Source organism: Streptomyces iconiensis, assembly GCF_028657195.3.
GTDB classification, from domain to species: Bacteria; Actinomycetota; Actinomycetes; order Streptomycetales; family Streptomycetaceae; genus Streptomyces; species Streptomyces iconiensis.
In genome coordinates this window covers 96,132-112,373 of record NZ_JANCPR020000015.1, presented here as the reverse complement: position 1 = coordinate 112,373, position 16,242 = coordinate 96,132, and the positions used below count along the sequence as shown (strand labels likewise).

At 70.3% G+C, this 16,242-nt stretch carries 14 protein-coding genes; 8 read left to right on the top strand and 6 right to left on the bottom strand.

What is annotated here, in order from left to right:
- Window positions 1-29: 29 nt before the first annotated feature.
- Window positions 30-1,226, bottom strand: a complete 1,197-nt coding sequence (locus NMN56_RS17155; protein ID WP_274045333.1) for an MFS transporter — start codon at window positions 1,224-1,226, stop codon at window positions 30-32.
- Between the two features lie 253 nt (window positions 1,227-1,479).
- On the opposite strand from NMN56_RS17155, the gene NMN56_RS17150 reads away from it, so the two are divergent.
- Genes NMN56_RS17150 through fabF form a run of 4 tightly spaced genes read left to right on the top strand, consistent with a single transcriptional unit; the run spans window position 1,480 to window position 8,096 of the window.
- On the top strand, window positions 1,480-4,059 hold the full coding sequence (locus tag NMN56_RS17150; RefSeq protein ID WP_274045334.1) for a hypothetical protein: 2,580 nt from the start codon (window positions 1,480-1,482) through the stop codon (window positions 4,057-4,059).
- Window positions 4,056-6,554, top strand: a complete 2,499-nt coding sequence (gene pigE / locus NMN56_RS17145) for a prodigiosin MAP biosynthesis aminotransferase PigE (protein WP_274045335.1) — start codon at window positions 4,056-4,058, stop codon at window positions 6,552-6,554. Before NMN56_RS17150 ends, pigE begins: the two co-directional genes overlap by 4 nt.
- Window positions 6,555-6,588: 34 nt before the next feature.
- Window positions 6,589-6,858, top strand: a complete 270-nt coding sequence (gene acpP, locus NMN56_RS17140) for an acyl carrier protein (RefSeq protein ID WP_274045336.1) — start codon at window positions 6,589-6,591, stop codon at window positions 6,856-6,858.
- Window positions 6,855-8,096, top strand: a complete 1,242-nt coding sequence (gene fabF / locus NMN56_RS17135) for a beta-ketoacyl-ACP synthase II (RefSeq protein ID WP_274045338.1) — start codon at window positions 6,855-6,857, stop codon at window positions 8,094-8,096. The genes acpP and fabF overlap by 4 nt, the downstream gene beginning before the upstream one ends.
- A 551-nt stretch (window positions 8,097-8,647) precedes the next feature.
- Here fabF and NMN56_RS17130 read toward each other — a convergent pair.
- Entirely contained in the window at window positions 8,648-9,313 is a 666-nt protein-coding gene (locus tag NMN56_RS17130) for a nitroreductase (RefSeq protein WP_274045339.1), read from the bottom strand.
- A gap of 275 nt (window positions 9,314-9,588) precedes the next feature.
- Here NMN56_RS17130 and NMN56_RS17125 point away from each other — a divergent pair, with 275 nt between their 5' ends.
- The gene (locus NMN56_RS17125; RefSeq protein WP_280842851.1) at window positions 9,589-10,311 is read left to right on the top strand and encodes a transposase family protein; all 723 of its coding nucleotides are present in this window, start codon (window positions 9,589-9,591) and stop codon (window positions 10,309-10,311) included.
- A 1-nt stretch (window position 10,312) separates the two neighbouring features.
- On the opposite strand, the gene NMN56_RS17120 is transcribed toward NMN56_RS17125, so the two are convergent.
- On the bottom strand, window positions 10,313-11,332 hold the full coding sequence (locus NMN56_RS17120; RefSeq protein WP_274045341.1) for an LLM class flavin-dependent oxidoreductase: 1,020 nt from the start codon (window positions 11,330-11,332) through the stop codon (window positions 10,313-10,315).
- Between the two features lie 11 nt (window positions 11,333-11,343).
- Window positions 11,344-12,708: an MFS transporter gene (locus NMN56_RS17115; protein ID WP_274045343.1), complete on the bottom strand. Its 1,365-nt coding sequence runs from the start codon at window positions 12,706-12,708 to the stop codon at window positions 11,344-11,346.
- 87 nt (window positions 12,709-12,795) lie between these two features.
- Between NMN56_RS17115 and NMN56_RS17110 the strand changes: the two genes are divergently transcribed.
- The 3 genes from NMN56_RS17110 to NMN56_RS17100 all read left to right on the top strand — a co-directional run bounded on the left by NMN56_RS17110 (window position 12,796) and on the right by NMN56_RS17100 (window position 14,107).
- Complete coding sequence (locus NMN56_RS17110) at window positions 12,796-13,134, top strand: ArsR/SmtB family transcription factor (protein ID WP_274045344.1); 339 nt, start codon at window positions 12,796-12,798, stop codon at window positions 13,132-13,134.
- A 300-nt stretch (window positions 13,135-13,434) separates the two neighbouring features.
- Complete coding sequence (locus NMN56_RS17105) at window positions 13,435-13,809, top strand: 2-oxo acid dehydrogenase subunit E2 (RefSeq protein WP_347178604.1); 375 nt, start codon at window positions 13,435-13,437, stop codon at window positions 13,807-13,809.
- Between the two features lie 28 nt (window positions 13,810-13,837).
- The gene (locus NMN56_RS17100) at window positions 13,838-14,107 is read left to right on the top strand and encodes an SDR family oxidoreductase (RefSeq protein ID WP_283742491.1); all 270 of its coding nucleotides are present in this window, start codon (window positions 13,838-13,840) and stop codon (window positions 14,105-14,107) included.
- A gap of 134 nt (window positions 14,108-14,241) precedes the next feature.
- On the opposite strand, the gene NMN56_RS17095 is transcribed toward NMN56_RS17100, so the two are convergent.
- Both NMN56_RS17095 and NMN56_RS17090 read right to left on the bottom strand, forming a co-directional pair.
- Window positions 14,242-15,483 carry an amidohydrolase family protein gene (locus NMN56_RS17095; protein ID WP_274045345.1) on the bottom strand — a complete coding sequence of 414 codons (1,242 nt, stop codon included), beginning with the start codon at window positions 15,481-15,483 and terminating at the stop codon, window positions 14,242-14,244.
- A gap of 189 nt (window positions 15,484-15,672) precedes the next feature.
- Window positions 15,673-16,116 carry an Rrf2 family transcriptional regulator gene (locus tag NMN56_RS17090; RefSeq protein WP_280842852.1) on the bottom strand — a complete coding sequence of 148 codons (444 nt, stop codon included), beginning with the start codon at window positions 16,114-16,116 and terminating at the stop codon, window positions 15,673-15,675.
- Window positions 16,117-16,242: the final 126 nt, after the last annotated feature.

The following is a 16,242-nucleotide window of genomic DNA, read 5'->3' as shown; positions in this document are numbered from 1 at the left end:
GTGAGGGGTACGGACTGGTTCCGTGCCTCTCATCCGCCGCTCCGCAGGGCGTGGCGCCCGCCCCAGGAGCAGGCCGCCGCCCCGGCGAAGGCGAGCGTCACCAGCAGCCAGCCGGCGCCGAAGCCGCCGGTCGTGTCGACCAGCAGGCCGAAGGCGGTGGGGCCCACCACGAATCCGGCGAAGAAGCCCATGGAGACCAGCGCCGAAGCGTGGCCCGTCCTGCCGAAGCCACTGCCCTTGATCACGGCCACCATGGAGACGGCGTTCGCCGCGGCGCCCGATCCGCCGAGCCCGACCGCGCCGACCCAGATGAGCCAGGGCGCGGCGGTGGCGGCGGGAATGACGGCCCCGAAGACCACCGAGGCCACGGCCAGGGCCAGCAGCGACCTGCCGATGTCCAGCCGGTCGCCGAACCGCGACCACAGGAGGCGGCTGGCGATACCGGACACACCGATCGCGGAGATCAGCGCGCCGGCGGTCTGTTCACCCATCGACAGCCGCTGGTGCGCGTAGAGCGGCAGGTAGGTGTTGAGCGCGGCGAGCCCGCAGCCGACGCACAGGGAGACGGCCATCAGCCATCGCGTGAGCGTGTCGGGTGCGCCCGGGAGCGTCAGCCGGCTCTCCGCGGCCCGTGCCGGGTCCCGGGGGAGGAGCAGGGCCGCCAGCGCGCCCAGGAGGGCCACCGGGGCCACCACGGCGAGCGCGGTCCGCCAGGAGGTCGCTCCGGCCAGTGCCGGCAGGACCAGACCGGCGGTGAGCGCGGCGAGCGGGACCCCCGACTGCTTGATCCCCACGACCATCGCCCGCCGCTCGGTGGGCACGTTCGCGGCGATGAGCTTGTTCGTCGCGGGGTTGGCGAGCGACTGGGCGGCTCCGCCGAGCACGAGCGCACCGAGCAGCAGCGCGTAGGTCGTGGTGGCGGTCAGCAGGGCGAAGGCCGCAGCCACGAGCAGCAGGAGCAGCACGAAGGCGCGGCGGCCTCCCAACAGGTCGGTCGTGTGCCCCGCCAAGAGGGACAGCAGGGTGGCGGAGGCGAAGGTCACCGAGGTCAGCAGGCCCAGTTGGGAGCGCGATATCCCCAGGTCCTCGATCAGGAAGGGCCCGAGCGCGCCGATCGCGTAGAGGACGAACATCGAGAGCCCCATGCCGCCCGTGAGCAGGACGACCAGGGAAGTGCGGACACGGGCCGCGCGAAGGAGCGGTTTCTCGCCAGGATCGGCCGACACGTGCGTCCCCCTCGTCCGTCAGCGGAATCATATTCCAGCTCTAGACCGACGCTATAGCAAGAGGCGGTGAGCCCCCGGCGGCCCGGCCTCCGCACGGGAGAACGGCTCCTGTCCCCGTCTGACCACGGACAACGCCGCACACGCCCTGCCCGCGACGACGCCGTCTCTACAGACGTTATGCAGATCCTCTTCAGCGCGCGCTCCGCAGACTGCTAGGCGTAGCAGGCCACATGGCGAGCGGGGTGGGGCGACTGTGCGCAGTGACAGCGACGTGCGGAAACGACCGAGGTTCGTCGTCGTCGCGGTGGGGCGCAGGCCACCGTTCCTCTCCGCGGTCGTCGCCGCACTGTCGGACCTGGCCGGCGCGGCGGACACCGATGGCGCGACGGGCCCCACGGACCCGGTCGGCACGGTCGCACGTGAACTCGTGGCCGGCGTCACCCTTCCCCCCGGCCCCCGGGACGCCTGGCCGGACACCTACGACCGAGCCCTTGCCCGCGCCCGCAGGTTCCTGGACCGCGCCGTACCTGCCGCTGAGATCTGCCTGGTCAGCGCCGACACGTTCGGGGACGCCGCGTCCGGGCTGCGACGGCTGACGAGAGACGGGCACGAGGGCGACGACGTACTCGCCCTCGTCCTGGTGGACGCCTCACACGCCGCGATCCCCTCCACCGCCGACGGCGTCCGGACGGGCCTCGGCCGGTTGCGCGCCGCGCTGGCCGACCGGGTCCACTGCGAGTTGAGCGCCTACACGGTCTTCGTCTACGACGACGCGGCGCTGGGCCCGGCGCTCGTGGCGCACCCCTTCACCCGGCGTCAACTCCCCGCGCTGCCCTGGGTGCTCGCCGCCGACATCGTCTGCGCCTTCACCGACTACGTACAGCTCCGTTACGCCGGATCGGCGCTGCGCGGCACCGTCTCCGGCGCACCCACGCTGCTCGCCGGGGAACTGGCGGACTTCCTGGACCAACGCGCGGGAACCGCGTGGGGCCTGCACTACTACACCGGCTCCGTGGTCGCCGGGCTGATAGCCGACCTGGAGGCACGGGCCGCGCGCACGGGCAACCCCGTACTGCGCGGCCCGAGCGAACACAGCCTGGCCGCCGGGGCACTGGCCCGCTGGCAGCTCGACGCCGCGCCGTTCCTCATCGTCGTGACCAGCGGGATGATCGACGAGTTCCGCGGCACCCTCGCCAACCTGCGCGACGCCGGGGCCCGGGGCTTCCTCGTCTGCGCCGACTCACCCAAGGACACGTGGTTCCCCTTCCAGGGCACCGTGCACGGCGCTGAGGACTCCCGGGAGGTGCTGCGCGCGCGGGGCATCCCGTTCCGCTATCTCGACGACCCCGACCGCGCGGCCCGCCAGTTGCGCGAAGCGTTCACCCTGTACGACGCCGAGCGCGGGCCCGTCGTACTGCTGGCCACGCCCGAGGTGCTGCGGACACCGTCAGAACCCGTCCGCGAAACGCCCCCTGCACCGCGTGCTTCGCGCACCCGGGCCGCCGTCAGCGAGGACGCGTTCGCGCCCGTCATGCACCTCATCAACAACGGACCCGACCGCGTGCTGTGGCAGTGCGGCAGGCTCGACGCCGAGGAACGCCGCCTGGTCCAGGACATCGCGGCCCGTGCCGGCATCGGCCTGGCCGACTCGCTGACCCGGCCGGGCTCGGTTTCCCGCTATCAGGACGGCGAGGTCGTACCGGAGTACCTCGGCACGCTCGGCGTCTACGGCTACTCGGACCGGGTTCACGACTTCCTGCACCGCGAGGGACGGCTGCGAGCACGCGGCGAACAGTGCCTGTTCTTCCTCAAGAGCCGGATCCCCGAGGCGGCGACACCCTTCTCCCGCCGCGCGCTCGACCGCTCGCTCCACATCGTCCAGGTCACCCGCGAAGAGGCGCACATGGCGCCGTTCACCGACCACCGGCTGCGATGCGAAGGGCGGGACTTCCTGCGCGAGGCGGCCCGGCGGCTCTGTGTCCCCGAACCCCTCAGGGCCCGCAGGCGCAGGGCTCTCGCGGAGAGCCGCGACAGCGCTTCCGACGTCGTGCACGAGCTGCCCCTGGCACCGATGAGCCCCAACTACTTCTTCAGCCGCCTCGGTCAGGTCCTCGACACCCTCATCACCACGCACGGATACACCTACACCGGGATCTTCGACGTGGGACGCGGCGGGCTCTCCGCCATCCGCAACCTGCCACGTACCGGACCCGGCTTCTCCGGCTGGTACGGGCGAGCCCTGATGGGGGACGCACTCCAGGCCGTGCCCGCCGTGGCCCTCACCCGGAAAGGGAACGTGCTCGCCTTCGTGGGCGACGGAGCCACCGCACTGGTGCCCGGAATCCTGCCCACACTGGTGCAGGAGATCAGCGTCAACGCCCACCGCCTCACGGGAAACGTGAGCGTCTTCCAGCTCATCGACGGGGGCCACTCGGTGATCCGCACCTACCGCGAGGGCCGGCAGGCCGGGGAGGCGGACCGTCAGACGCAGGTCCTGCATCTGCTGGACGGCGAATGGGAGCGGACCGTCGAAGGCGTGAAGGTCAGCCACCGCCACCTCACCGACGTGCGGCCGGGCGAACTGGCAGACCGGCTGCGCCGCCCCTCCTCCATCGACTTCTACTCCGTACCGATGGCCCACAACAACGAGGGAGACGGACTCAGTCTGCTCTCCTCCCTCGGCTGGCAGCGGGACCGCCTCCCCGAGCTGACCTTCGGTATGGCCCGCCGTCCGGGCCCCGCGCGCACAGGCTTCCCGCTCCCGGGCACGCGTCCGGACGGGGACACCGGCGTCGAAGCGGCCACCCGCCCGCACGAAGGAGAGCGCCGGTGAAGTTCGGTTTCCTGGCCCACGCCACCACCCCGGCCCACCGCAACCAGGTGCGCGGACTCGACCTTCTCGGCCGGCTCCTGGACGACCACCGCGGCACCGTGCGCGCACCCGGCCCCCGTTCGTCCGTCACGCTCCCGATGCTGGCCTCCGTCACCTCGCTCACCGGCGCACGGTGCGAGGGTGAGGTACGCACCCTCGCGCACACCGCCGAACAGATCCTCCGACGCCCCACCACCGCGAGGGAACTGGTCGCCGCCGAGGTCACCGCGCTCCACGAGGCGGGGGCCGACCTCGTCGGCCTGGGCGGCGCCACCTCGATCGTCGGAGACCGGGGCCGGTGGACGGCCTCGCGCACCGGCGTGCCCGTCACCAGCGGCAACTCACTCACCACGTACGCCGCTCACGAGGCGCTGCTCTCCTGCGTACGGCTGCTCGGAATGCCGTCCGAAGACACCCCGGTCGTGGTGGTCGGCTACCCCGGGTCCATCGCCCTGGCCCTCTCCCGGCTGCTGCTGGCCGAGGGGTTCCGGCTGGAACTCGTCACCCGGCCCAGCCGACGGTCCGCCTCGGCCCTGCTCAGCTACTTGGACCCGGCCGACCGTACGCGCGTGACCCTGCTCGACGACGTGTCCGAGCGCTACCCGGTGCCCCGCCTCTACGTGGCCGCCTCCTCGTCCGGCGGCGTCATCGACGCCGAACGGCTGTGCCCCGGCTCGCTGGTCGTCGATGTCGCGCTGCCCCGGGACGCGCCCCGGGCGCCGGGACACCGGGATGTGCTGCTGCTCGACGGAGGGCTCGTCAGCGCCGTGGAGGGCGTCACGACCGGCGACGGAAGCCTGCCAGGCCCCACCCAGCAGCTCAACGGCTGCCTCGCGGAGACGCTGGTGCTCGCGCTGGAAGGACGGGCCGTGTCCTGGTCGCTCGGCCGCGAACTCGATGTGACGGGAATCCGCCGGATCGGCGCCCTCGCGGCACACCACGGCTTCCTGCCCAGGCCGCTCGCCACCTTCGGACGCGCGCTGCCGGACGACGACATCGCCAGGCTGGGCGCGCACCACCGCCCACGCTCCCGCTCCGCAGCGTCACCTGACCTCTCCGCACTGACCCGGCGGCGCTTCTCCGAGCACGTCAACCCCCCGATGGCGCGGCTGTTCGCCGCCCACGGGATGGACCGGGTCTTCACCCGCGCCGAGGGCTGTGTGCTCACCACAGCCGACGGCGTGGAGTATCTGGACCTCGTCGCCGGATACGGCGCGCTCAACCTCGGCCACAACCACCCGGACGTGGTCAGGAGCCTGCGCGGCTTCCTGGACCTGGGCGCCCCCACTTTCGCGCAGTACATTTCGATGCCCGTCCAGACGGCCGAACTCGCCGAACGGCTGAGCGCGCTGTCCCCCGGCGGACTCGAACGGGTCTTCTTCAGCAACTCCGGCACCGAGGCCGTCGAGGCCGCGCTGAAGGTCGCCCGCGCCGCCACCGGCAGGACGCGGCTGGTGCACGCGGACAACAGCTACCACGGCAAGACACTCGGCGCCCTCTCCGTCACCGGCCGAGAAACCCACCGCGCCGCCTTCGCGCCTCTGCTGTCCGACGTCAACGGCGTTCCCTACGGCGACACGGAAGCCCTCGCGGCCGTCATCGAAGGCGCCGCGGCCTTCATTGTCGAACCGGTGCAGGGCGAGGGCGGCGTCGTCCTGCCCCCGCCCGGCTACCTGCTGGAGGCGCAGCGCCTGTGCCGCGCGGCCGGAGCGGTCTTCGTCCTCGACGAGGTCCAGACGGGACTGGGCCGCACCGGCGCGATGTTCGCGGCCGAGCACGAAGGACTGCGCCCCGACGTGGTGTGCCTGGCCAAGTCGCTCTCCGGCGGTCTCGTCCCGATCGGGGCGACCCTGGTCAGGGCCGGGCTGTGGGACGCGGCCTACGGCAGCACCGACCGCGCGCTGCTCCACTCCTCCACCTTCGGCGGCGGCAACCTCGCCGCCGCCGCTGCCCTCGCCACGCTGGACGTTCTGCAGGCGGAGAAGCTGCCCGAACTGGCCCGCGACAGGGGGGCTTACCTGCGTACCGAGCTGAGGGCTGTGTGTGAGCCCTACAGCTTCGTCCGCGAGGTGCGCGGCGTGGGCCTGATGAACGCCCTGGAGTTCGACAGCGACTTCTCCGGCGCCGCGCAGGCCCTCGCCGAGGAACTTCTCACGCGACTGCCCGGGGACCTGCACACGCTCGCCGACTGGCTGCCCGGCGATGTACGGACGACGCTCGCAAGGGCCGGCGACGCGCTGGAGTCCTCGCTCGGCGACCTGTTGTGCCTGCGCTTCGCCGCGCAACTCGGCCGGGACCACCGGATCCTCACGTTCGTCACCGCGAACCACAACAGGGTGCTGCGCATCCAACCGCCTCTGACCCTGACGACCGCGCAGATCGACCGGTTCGTGGCGGCGGTCGGCTCCGTCTGCCGCGACCTGTCCCTGCACGCGGATGTCCTCGGCACGCCATGAGCCGGCCACCGGCACTCGACGAAGGGCGATCACTGTGACCACAGAAACCACGCACACCGGCGGAATCCACGAACGGGTGACAGCCCTGCTGGAGGAGCGGCTCGGCCTGCTTCCCGAAGAGGTCACCCGCGACGCGAAGTTCAAGGAGGACCTCGGCCTCGACTCCCTCGACATGGTGGAACTGCTCACCCTCGTGGAGACCGAGACCGGACAGGACGTCGATGACGGTACGGCTCCCTCGATGGCAACCGTCGGCGACGTCATCGACTACCTCGCCGCACACGGCGGCGGCGACGCCACATGACCGGTCGCCGGACGGTCGTCACGGGACTCGGCCCGGTGACTCCTCTCGCGGTCGGCCCGCACGACTTCTGGCAGGCCCAGCTCAAGGGGGTCAGCGGCGTCCGCCCGATCACCCGCTTCGACGCGTCCGGTTTCCCCGTACGCGTCGCCGGTGAGGTGGACCTGCCGGAAGCGCTCGCCCCGAGCCGGCGCGAGGTTGTCTCCACCGACCGCTGCGCCCAACTCGCCCTCGTCGCGGCGGACTTGGCCCTGGAGCACAGCGGACTGGACCTGAACGCCGGGGACGTGGAACGCGTGGGCGTGGTCATCGGCACGGCGGCGGGCGGGGCCGAGAGCTGGGAGACCAGCGCGCACCGCCTGAGCGCCGCGGGGCCCGGCAAGGTCGGAGCGCGGTCGGTCGTCATGGCGATGGCCAACAGCGCCGCAGCCCACGTCGCCCTCGCACACGGCATCACAGGCCCCAGCACCTCGGTGGTGACGGCCTGTGCCTCTGGCGCCGAGGCGCTGATCGCCGCACACCAGATGATCGTCTCAGGAGAGGCCGACGTGGTGCTGGCAGGCGGCGCTGAGGCCCCGGTCACCCCGCTGATGGTGAGCGGCTTCGCCAGAGCGAGGGCGCTCTCCACGCGCAACGACGATCCCGAGGGCGCCAGCCGTCCCTTCCACAGGGACCGCGACGGGTTCGTGCTCGCCGAAGGCGCGGCGGTCCTGGTCCTCGAATCGGCCGAGCACGCCCGGGCCCGTGGCGCCGAGGTCCTGGCCACGCTGAGCGGCTACGGGCGCTCGTCCGACGCCCACCATGTCGCCAGCCCGCACCCGGAGGGAGCGGGCGCTGCCCGCGCGATGCGCGCCGCGCTCCGCTCGGCGCGCTGGTCGCCGTCGGACGTCTCCTACGTCAACGCGCACGGCACAGGCACGCCGCTCAACGACACCGCCGAGGCGCGCGCGATCCGCACAGCTCTGGAGACGGCGGCCACGCGGACCCCCGTCTCCTCGACCAAGTCCATGACCGGTCACAGCCTCGGCGCTGCCGGTGCGATCGAGGCCGTGGCCTGCGTGCAGGCACTCCTGCACGCCACCGTCCCGCCCACCCTCAACCTGGACACCGTCGATCCGGACATCGACCTGGACCTCGTGGGCCCGGAACCACGCGAGGCCCCGCTCGGCAACGCGCTGTCCAACTCCTTCGCCTTCGGCGGCCACAACGTCGTGCTCGCCTTCAGCGCCGCGACACCCTGAGCCGCCACCGAAGCGGGGGTGGGCGGGCCGAGGCGGACGAGCATGTGCGGCACCGCCCGCGTGCGCGACGGGGCGACCCGCACTCCAGCCCTGTACACCCGCCGGCGGGTCGAGATGAACCATCTCCTCGTCGGCGTACCCGCCTATGTGCAAGGGGCCCCGGAGGCCGAGGCAGCGGCACGCCGTCTCCCACTCTTCGGCCGGTTCCTCGGCGTGGGGGGAAGCCGGGCAGCGGCTCCAGGTCGCCATCGGGCAGCTCGACCCCGTAGCGGTACGGCAGCGACGGCTCGGTCCTCACCCGCAGCTCGCCCCGGGGGAAGGCGTCGGCCACCTCCCGATCGAGGCATGGACCGAGGAGGCGTTCGACAGGCTCCTCGCGACCAATCTCAAGTCCCCGTTCTTCCTCGTCAGGGACCTGCTGCCGCTCTTCTCGCAGCAGTCCTCGGTCATCCTCGCCGGCTCGCCTTCCGCCTCGCCCAGACCCGGGCCCGCGATGAGCGCAGCGGCACGGACTGACAACCCGACTGTTGCGAGGACCACAGGTCAGGGCGTCACACTCCGAGGAAGCTCACTGTTTCTGCCATGTCCGCCCGCCCGGTGCGCAGCCGTGGCACGCCTTCCTTCTCGAATCCCACGGAGACACCGCAGAACAGTACGAGCCCGTCATCGGCTCCGACCATCTGGCTGACGGTCTTGCGATACATCGTCCACATCACCTGGGGGCAGCTGTGCAACCCTTCCGCCCTCAGCAACAGCATGACCGTCTGCACATACATCCCCGCGTCCGCCCACTGCCCGGGCCCCATCGTCCGGTCGAGGTAGCAGAACAGCACGACCGGCGCCCCGAACGCCTCCGAGTTCAAGGCGGCGATCTTCATGGGCCTGTCGGGGTCGTCGCGCTCGATGCCCAGCGCTTTGTACCGCTGGGCAGCCGCGGCGGAAAAACGGTCCAGATACGGCGAGGTCAGGCCGGCCGGGTACATCGGATACTCCCGCTCATCACCCGGGTCGCCCGCCAGTGCCCTGGCCGTCGCGCGTCTCTTCAGCTCGGCCAACTGCTCGCCGCCCACGACATACACATGCCACGGCTGGAGGTTTCCGCTCGACGGAGCCCGCGTCGCTGCAGCCAGCACTCGTTCGAGTGCCTCTCTGGGTATCGGCTCATCACTGAACACCCGCACCGCCCTGCGACTGTCCACGGCTTCATACACATCCACGTCTTCTCGTCCTCTCACTCCATAGCGGCAGCGAAGACACGAGGATGATCATCGCACCAGGCGAGCGGACCGGGCGGAGCTTTGGCGCTGCCAAAACTGGGTTCTGGCACCGATCTTGGGGAGCGGTCGCGGAGCGTCACTGCGGTGTTCCGTTGCGAGAGGTCATCTCTGAGTGAGCCCGCGTACACCGCCCTGCCTTGCGGCCGGGAATGACGCTCCGTCAGCTCCGCCTCCGGCCCGTCAAGAGGCGCCGGTGACCGGTGATTGTGCTGGTCATGCAGGCCGACACAACGTTCTGGGACTCGCTCGTGTTCGACGGCATCGACGGCATCGACGGCATCGACGACGTGGACGTCGAATCGGTGACCGCCGTCTTCGGCACGGTTGACGTCACGGCCAGAGGCCGGGCATCCGGTGCGGCATGTCCGGACTGCGGCTGGTTCTCCAACCGCGTGCACGGCTCCTACCAGCGCAGACTGAAGGATCTGCCACTCGCTGGGCAGAGAGTCGTGCTCCGTCTGACGGTCCGGCGCTTCATCTGCGGCGCGGGCACCTGCCCGCGCCGCACGTTCGCCGAACCTTTCGCGCAGTTGACCGTTCCGTACGCACGCTTCACCACGCGCCTCGGCCACGTCCTGGAGCGCGTCGGGCTCGCGCTCGCTGGCCGAGCAGGCGCCCGGCTGTCCGCCCAACTGGGCTTCCGCGTCGCACGGATGACCTTGCTGCGCAGGGGCAGTTTCGGTGCCGGCGGCGCGGGCGGTTGCTGGTCGGGCAGTGCCAGCAGTGTCTTGCGGGTGATCCGGACTTCTTCGGCGGCCCGGCCGAGTTCGTCGAGCTGGGCGGTCAGCTGCGTGATCTGTTCCCGCGTCGTCTCGACCTGCGCGGTGATCTCGTGTTCGCGCTCCTCCAGCCGTACCAGCACCGCGCCGAGGGTCAGCTCCCCGCCGGGAACAGATTCGGGTCACCGCCCCCTCCGTTGGCTTGCACAGCTCCCTTGAGTCAACCCGCTCTCAGGGAGTGAATAGTTGGCGCGAGGTGCTCTGCGATATTGCCGAGGATGCGCAGGTTCTCCTGCACGCCGAGCGTGTTGGGGATCGTGACAAGCAGGGTGTCCGCCTCCTTCACTGCGTGATCTTGCTGAATCTCCCTGATGATGGCCTCCGGCTCTCCGATGAAGCTCTTCCCGAAACGGGAGAGGGCACCTCCAAGGACGCCGACGTTTTCTTGTGCTTGGAGCGCCGCGGGGCCGAACAAGGATCGGTCACGGTCGGAGACGATCGGCAGGATGCTGCGCACGACGGCGACGCGGGGCGTACCTCGATGGCCCGCGCGATCCCAGGCGGCGCGGAAGACCCTGACCTGTTCGGCCTGGAGCTCGGAGAACGGAACACCCGTGTCCTCAGAGAGCAAGGTGCTACTGAGCAGGTGCATACCCTGTTCGCCGGCCCACTGTGCGCTCTGTCGCGTGGCCGATCCCCACCAGATGCGCTGCGGAAGGGTCTCTGACTGCGGTTGGATCGGCAACGGCACCTGCACGCCGGCCTCGGCGGGGTCGCTGATCGCCATCGGGGTCCCGGCGATGGCGGCGCGGAAGCGGTCGGTGTGCTCGCGTGCCATGTCTGCGGCGTTGCTGTCGGCGGACGGATGGAAGCCGAAGCTCTCCCATCCGCGCAGTGCGGGTTCCTGTGATCCTCGGCTGATGCCGAGCTGGAGACGTCCGCCGCTGATGAGATCGGCTGCGGCGGAGAGCTCGGCCATGATGAGTGGGTTCTCGTAACGCATGTCGATCACGGCAGTGCCGAGCTCGAGTCGCTGAGTTCTCGCGGCCATGGCTCCCAGGAAGGACCAGGGGCTGGCGAACTGGTGCTGATAGTGGTGCACGCGCATCCAGGCGCCGTCGAAGCCGAGTTCTTCCGCGCCGATGGCGATCTCGATCCCCTGCGTCAGCGAGTCGGCTGCGGACAGGTGGTGGCGGGGCTGGTAGTGGCCGAAGGAGAGGAACCCCAGATTCTTCGTCATCGTGGCTCCTTTCACAGGACCGGGATGGAAGCGGTGGGCGACTCCGCCGCAGTGGGCAGCTCGTCCTCGGTGGAGTTGGGGCTGGGCGTGCCGCCGGCTCGGCGCAGGAGGATGACGGCGGCGCCGATGACCGTGGTGACGACGGCGCAGGCGATCATCATCGTGCGGAACACGGTGGCGTAGACGGCTGCATGGCCGGTGGCCCCGGCTGCGACCTCGGCGCCGAGAGTTGGGTTGCCGAGCTGGGCGCCGATGATCGCGGCGAGGGCAGCGCCGAAGACGGCGACGGCGAGCGCTTCACTGCCGAGCCGGAGGAAGTTGAGTACGCCGGCTGCGGCGGCGCTGCTGTGTGCGGGGACGGAGGCGAGTGCTTCGCCGTCGACGAGCCCGAGGGGGAGCCCCCATCCGAAGCCCAGCAGGATCATCGGGACAACGAGCAGCACCGGGGACAGGCTCGGGTCGAACAGCAGGAACAGCACGTCGCCGGTGATGAGCAGGACGATGGCGGTGTTGATGATCGTGTGCGGCGAGACGCGGGCGCGGGTGATCAGCGCGCCGGCGAGCAGCGGGCCGACGAGGACGGGGAGCGTCAGCGGGAGCATGAACAGCCCCGCGGTCGCCGAGTCCTGACCGTGGACGGCGCTCAGCGCGATGGGTGCGTAGGTGAGGACTGAGACGTAGGCGAACGACGCGGCGACGGGGACCAGCGCGACTGCAAGGAAGCGAGGGCTGCGCAGCGGCGACAGATCGAGGAAGCCTCGGCGGGGCGCATCGCCCTTCGACATGGCGGACGGTGCCGGCAGGACTCTGAACGCTGCAGCCGCCAGCACGAGCGCGGCGACCCCGGCGACCACGCCGAAGACACCACGCCATCCGAGCGCCGTGACAAGCAGGCCGCTGAGCGTGGGGCCGGCCGCCAGGCCGATGCCCACGATCGTGCCCAGGAGAGCGAAGGCATGTGCGCGTCGCTTGCCGTCGTAGGCGTGGGAGATGATCGAGGTACCGCCGGTCGCGATGGCAGCCGCGCCGACGCCGGTGATGATCCGTGCGAGGTCGAGGAGGATCAAGTTTCCGGCGAGGGCGCTTCCGACCGCTCCGAGCAGGACCGTGGCGAGGCCGATGACGAACGTCCGTCGCAGCCCGATCCGGTTGCCGATCTGCCCCCATAGCAGCGTGGAGATCGTCAGGGCGATGTTGAAGCCGTTGACGACGCCCTGCAGCATGGTTGGGTCGCTGCCGAGGTCCCGCGAGATGTCGGGAAGCGCGATCGCGGCGCCAGTGATGCTGATCGGCATCACGAAGATGCCCAGCAGCACGACGGGCAGCAGCAACGGCGATGGCGATGGACGCTCGGGGATGGCGTGAGTGGGCGACAAGATTCCTCCTAGGTACGATGCGTGTCGTACCTGATGGAAGCATGCACGTAAGGTACGATGCAAATCAGACCTGAGAGGTGGAAGCGAATGGTGAAGGAAACACTTTCGGGGCCGGCGGCTGCGGAGATGGAGCTCGGCACCGTCCTCCGAGCGCTCTCCGATGAGCACCGTCGTGCGGTGATGGTCGAGCTCGCCGCAGACGAGGAGGATCGCGAGCGCACATGTAACTCGTTCGATCTGCCGATCTCTAAGCAGACTCAGACGCACCACTTCCGTGCGCTCCGGGAGGTCGGACTGATCTGCGAGATTGACTACGGGAACCGGAAGGGCATCCGGCTGCGCCGGTCGGACATCGACGTACGTTTCCCTGGTCTGCTCGGGATCCTCGCAGCGGAGGCGCGCAAGCCGGAACACGCACATGGGTAGCAGCGCCGCCACGGCACGCTTTGCGCAGCAAGACTCGCAGGTCGAACTCGTCCCCGCCCGCGGGTGCGGAAGGCGACGACTGCGGCGACGGTGGCCTCGGTGCGCGAAGCCCCGCAGGCGAGCGTGTGGACCGAGGTCGACGTGACACAGGCGATGGACCATCTCCTCGCCTTCGCTCCGCGGGCACCTTCGAGGGTGTGAAGGTGTCTCCGCTGCTCGTCGTCTCGCTGGCAGTCCTGCGCGCGATCCGCCGGACTCCGGCCGCGAAAGCCGCATGGGGATGAACCGAACGGCGCGTTCATCCGCATCCATCGTGACGTGAACCTCGGAACCGCCGTCGCGACGCCGCGAGGTCTCATCGTGCCCAACATCAAGAAGGCGCAGGACCTTTCCGCCCGCGAACTCGCCGCCGCGATCACACAGCTGGCGATGACGGCTCGCGAGGGAAAGACGTCGGTGTCCGACCAGCAGGGCGGCACGATCACCTACCAGCGGGTCATGGCGGTGTTCACCGAGGCCGATCATCCGCTGCGTGCGCGGCAGGTGTGCGAGGCGATGGACGTGGCGGTCGCGCCCAACAACATCGACAACGTCCGCCTCAAGCTCAAGCGGCTGGCCGGCCGCGGGATCCTGGCCGAGACCGAGCCAGGCTTGTTCACCCAGCCTCGACCGTAGTCGACCGAGATCACCACGACCTGCCCGCCTGTCCCACACGAAACGAAAAACCGAACATCAGGTCTCATACCGCCCTCTGAGTCCCGGTCCGACGATCACCAACGCGTTCGCGCCCCTCGGCCCCGAGCGCCGGGCCGCCCTCTACGAGGAACTCCGCGAGACCGTGCCCCTCCACCGCCTGGGAACCGCCACCGAACTGGCGAAGGCAGCGGTCTACCTCGCCTCGGACGAATCCGCCTACACCGCAGGCACCGTACTGCGGGTCGACGGAGGCATCGGGCAGCTCGCCTACTGGTGATGTTCCCGCGACGTCGGTGGGCTGCTCCGGGGTGACGGCCTGGCGCCGGCCGCGCCAGGAACTGTTGGGTCGGGGTGTACGCGCCCTCCACCGGACGGCACGTCACGACAGGGCGAACGCTGCCTGATGCGGCACTAGCGTGTGTCGGTGACGAGGCGGCCGTTGAGGATCACCACGCTGAGGTCGCGCAGGTTGCCGATGTCCGCGGTGGGGTCAGCGTTCAGCACAAGCAGGTCGGCGCGCTTGCCGGGGGCCACCGTGCCGAGGTCGGGTCGGACGCACTGCCGCGCGGCGCCGCTGGTGGCCGCGGTCAGCACCTGGGTGGGCGTCATCCCTGCCGCCGCCATGAGTTCGGCCTCTTCGAGGGTGTTGGCTCCGAAGAGGCCCCGGCCGCTGAAGGTGTCGCTGCCCAGCACGACGTGCACACCGGCCTCGGCGGCCTTCTTGAGATTGCCACGGGCGTCGGGGTGGGCATCGTCGATCCAGAGCGTGGGTGTGTAGGTGGTGCCGTGTTCGACCATCAGCTCGATGAGCGAGTGGTCGGTGAGGGGCTCGACGGTGACACCGTGCTCCAGGCCGTCCGCCCCGGCCTCGATCGCCTCGCGTGCCGCGGCTTGCTGGGTGGTGTGGACGGTGACCCGGAGGCCCCGCTCGTGTCCGGTCTCGATTCCCGCCCGTAGAAGAGCGAGGGGAAGCCGTTCCAGTTCGACACCATCCGGAAAGGCGGGATTCCGCCAGAGGTATGCCGGCCCGCCGGAGTGTGCGCACGCGCCTTCCGACAGGAGTTTGATCGCGTCCACCTTGCGGTCGGCGAGGTGGTGCACCAGGTCGCGCATCTGCTGCACGTTGTCGACTTCTCCTGTGAAGCGCTCGCGCGCCCAGGGGTTGCCGCTGAAGACAGTGGTGGCGGGATGCCCGTCGCGTCCGGTGATACCGCAACCGGTCGCCAGCAGTCGCGGGCCCCGCAGCACGCCCGCCGCGATCGCGGCCCGCGTGTTCAGGATTCCGTCCGTCGGATCGCCCACCGACTTGATGGTGGTGATCCCGTGGTCGAGAAACAGCCCGAGCCTTCCGGGAAGCTCGTCCTCCTCGAAGACCCGCATCGACTGCGGGCCGGAGACGGCGCGCACGTCGTAGAAGTGGATATGTGTGTCGATCAGGCCCGGCACGACCCATCCTCCGGCCGCCTCCACCTCCTGTCTGCCCCTGAGCGGCTCGGCCGAGACGGAAGCGATCTCCCCGCCGTCGATGGCGACGTCGTACAGGCCGGCGAGCGACCGGCGGCCGTCGAAGACATGTGCGCGGCTGATCACGAGGTCGAAGACCGAACGGCCGCGGGCCTCGGTGCTCGCGAGTGCTTCGGATTCCTGGGGCATCGCTCTCACTCCTGGTGCGTCCTGAGCGGGTGTTCGGGCCGTGTCCGGGGCCATGGCGCTCCCGGACGGATCGTGTGGCCGCTGATACCGGAAGGGCCCGGGGCGCCCACTTCCGAAATAAACTGCCACGTAGGCGGTTACAGTTTGGGTGTGCGTCATGGCGCGGGGTCCGCGTGCGTCACCGCTGGGTCAGTGATCCCTCGACCCGTTGCCGGAGGCCAGGATCTGCTGCAGCAGGCCGGCGATGGTCGTCCTGCCGAGCCGTTCCTCCAGGGCTCGTTCGGCGCGCTGGAACTCGGCGTCGAGCAGGTCGCCGATGGAGCGCCCGACTTCACACGACGTGCTGGGTGGATGGGTGTGCCGCGAGAAGATCTGCCCCTCCTCGACGGCGGCGTAAGCGTCATGGAGCGTGATGTCCCGTGGGGTGCGGGCAAGGGACCAGCCGCCCCCGCGGCCCTCGGTGGACCGCACCAGGTCGGCGTCCCGCAGGCGGCCGAGGACGCGCCGCACGAGGACCGGATTGCTTTCGAGGCTGTCCGCGATCTCCGCGGACGTCAACGAGCCCCCGCGCCGGTGCGCCAGCATCGTGAGCGCGTGGATCGCGACCGCGCTCCTGCTGCTGAGCCCCGCCATCCCCTGCTCCTGCCGCCGCCACCAATTAGCTGCCACCAGACTAGTTGCAGTTAAGTTGACAGGCAACCAAGCTGCCCTGAACCTCGGTTGAGATCGACGGTCTCCGGGTCCTGGCACACAGTCCCT

Coding starts and splice junctions, on each gene's coding strand:
- fabF (WP_274045338.1), top strand. CDS start 6,855: ATGACCGGTCGCCGGACGGTCGTCACGGGACTCGGCCCGGTGACTCCT.
- NMN56_RS17125 (WP_280842851.1), top strand. CDS start 9,589: ATGCAGGCCGACACAACGTTCTGGGACTCGCTCGTGTTCGACGGCATC.
- NMN56_RS17120 (WP_274045341.1), bottom strand. CDS start 11,332: ATGACGAAGAATCTGGGGTTCCTCTCCTTCGGCCACTACCAGCCCCGC.
- NMN56_RS17110 (WP_274045344.1), top strand. CDS start 12,796: ATGGTGAAGGAAACACTTTCGGGGCCGGCGGCTGCGGAGATGGAGCTC.
- NMN56_RS17095 (WP_274045345.1), bottom strand. CDS start 15,483: ATGCCCCAGGAATCCGAAGCACTCGCGAGCACCGAGGCCCGCGGCCGT.
- NMN56_RS17090 (WP_280842852.1), bottom strand. CDS start 16,116: ATGGCGGGGCTCAGCAGCAGGAGCGCGGTCGCGATCCACGCGCTCACG.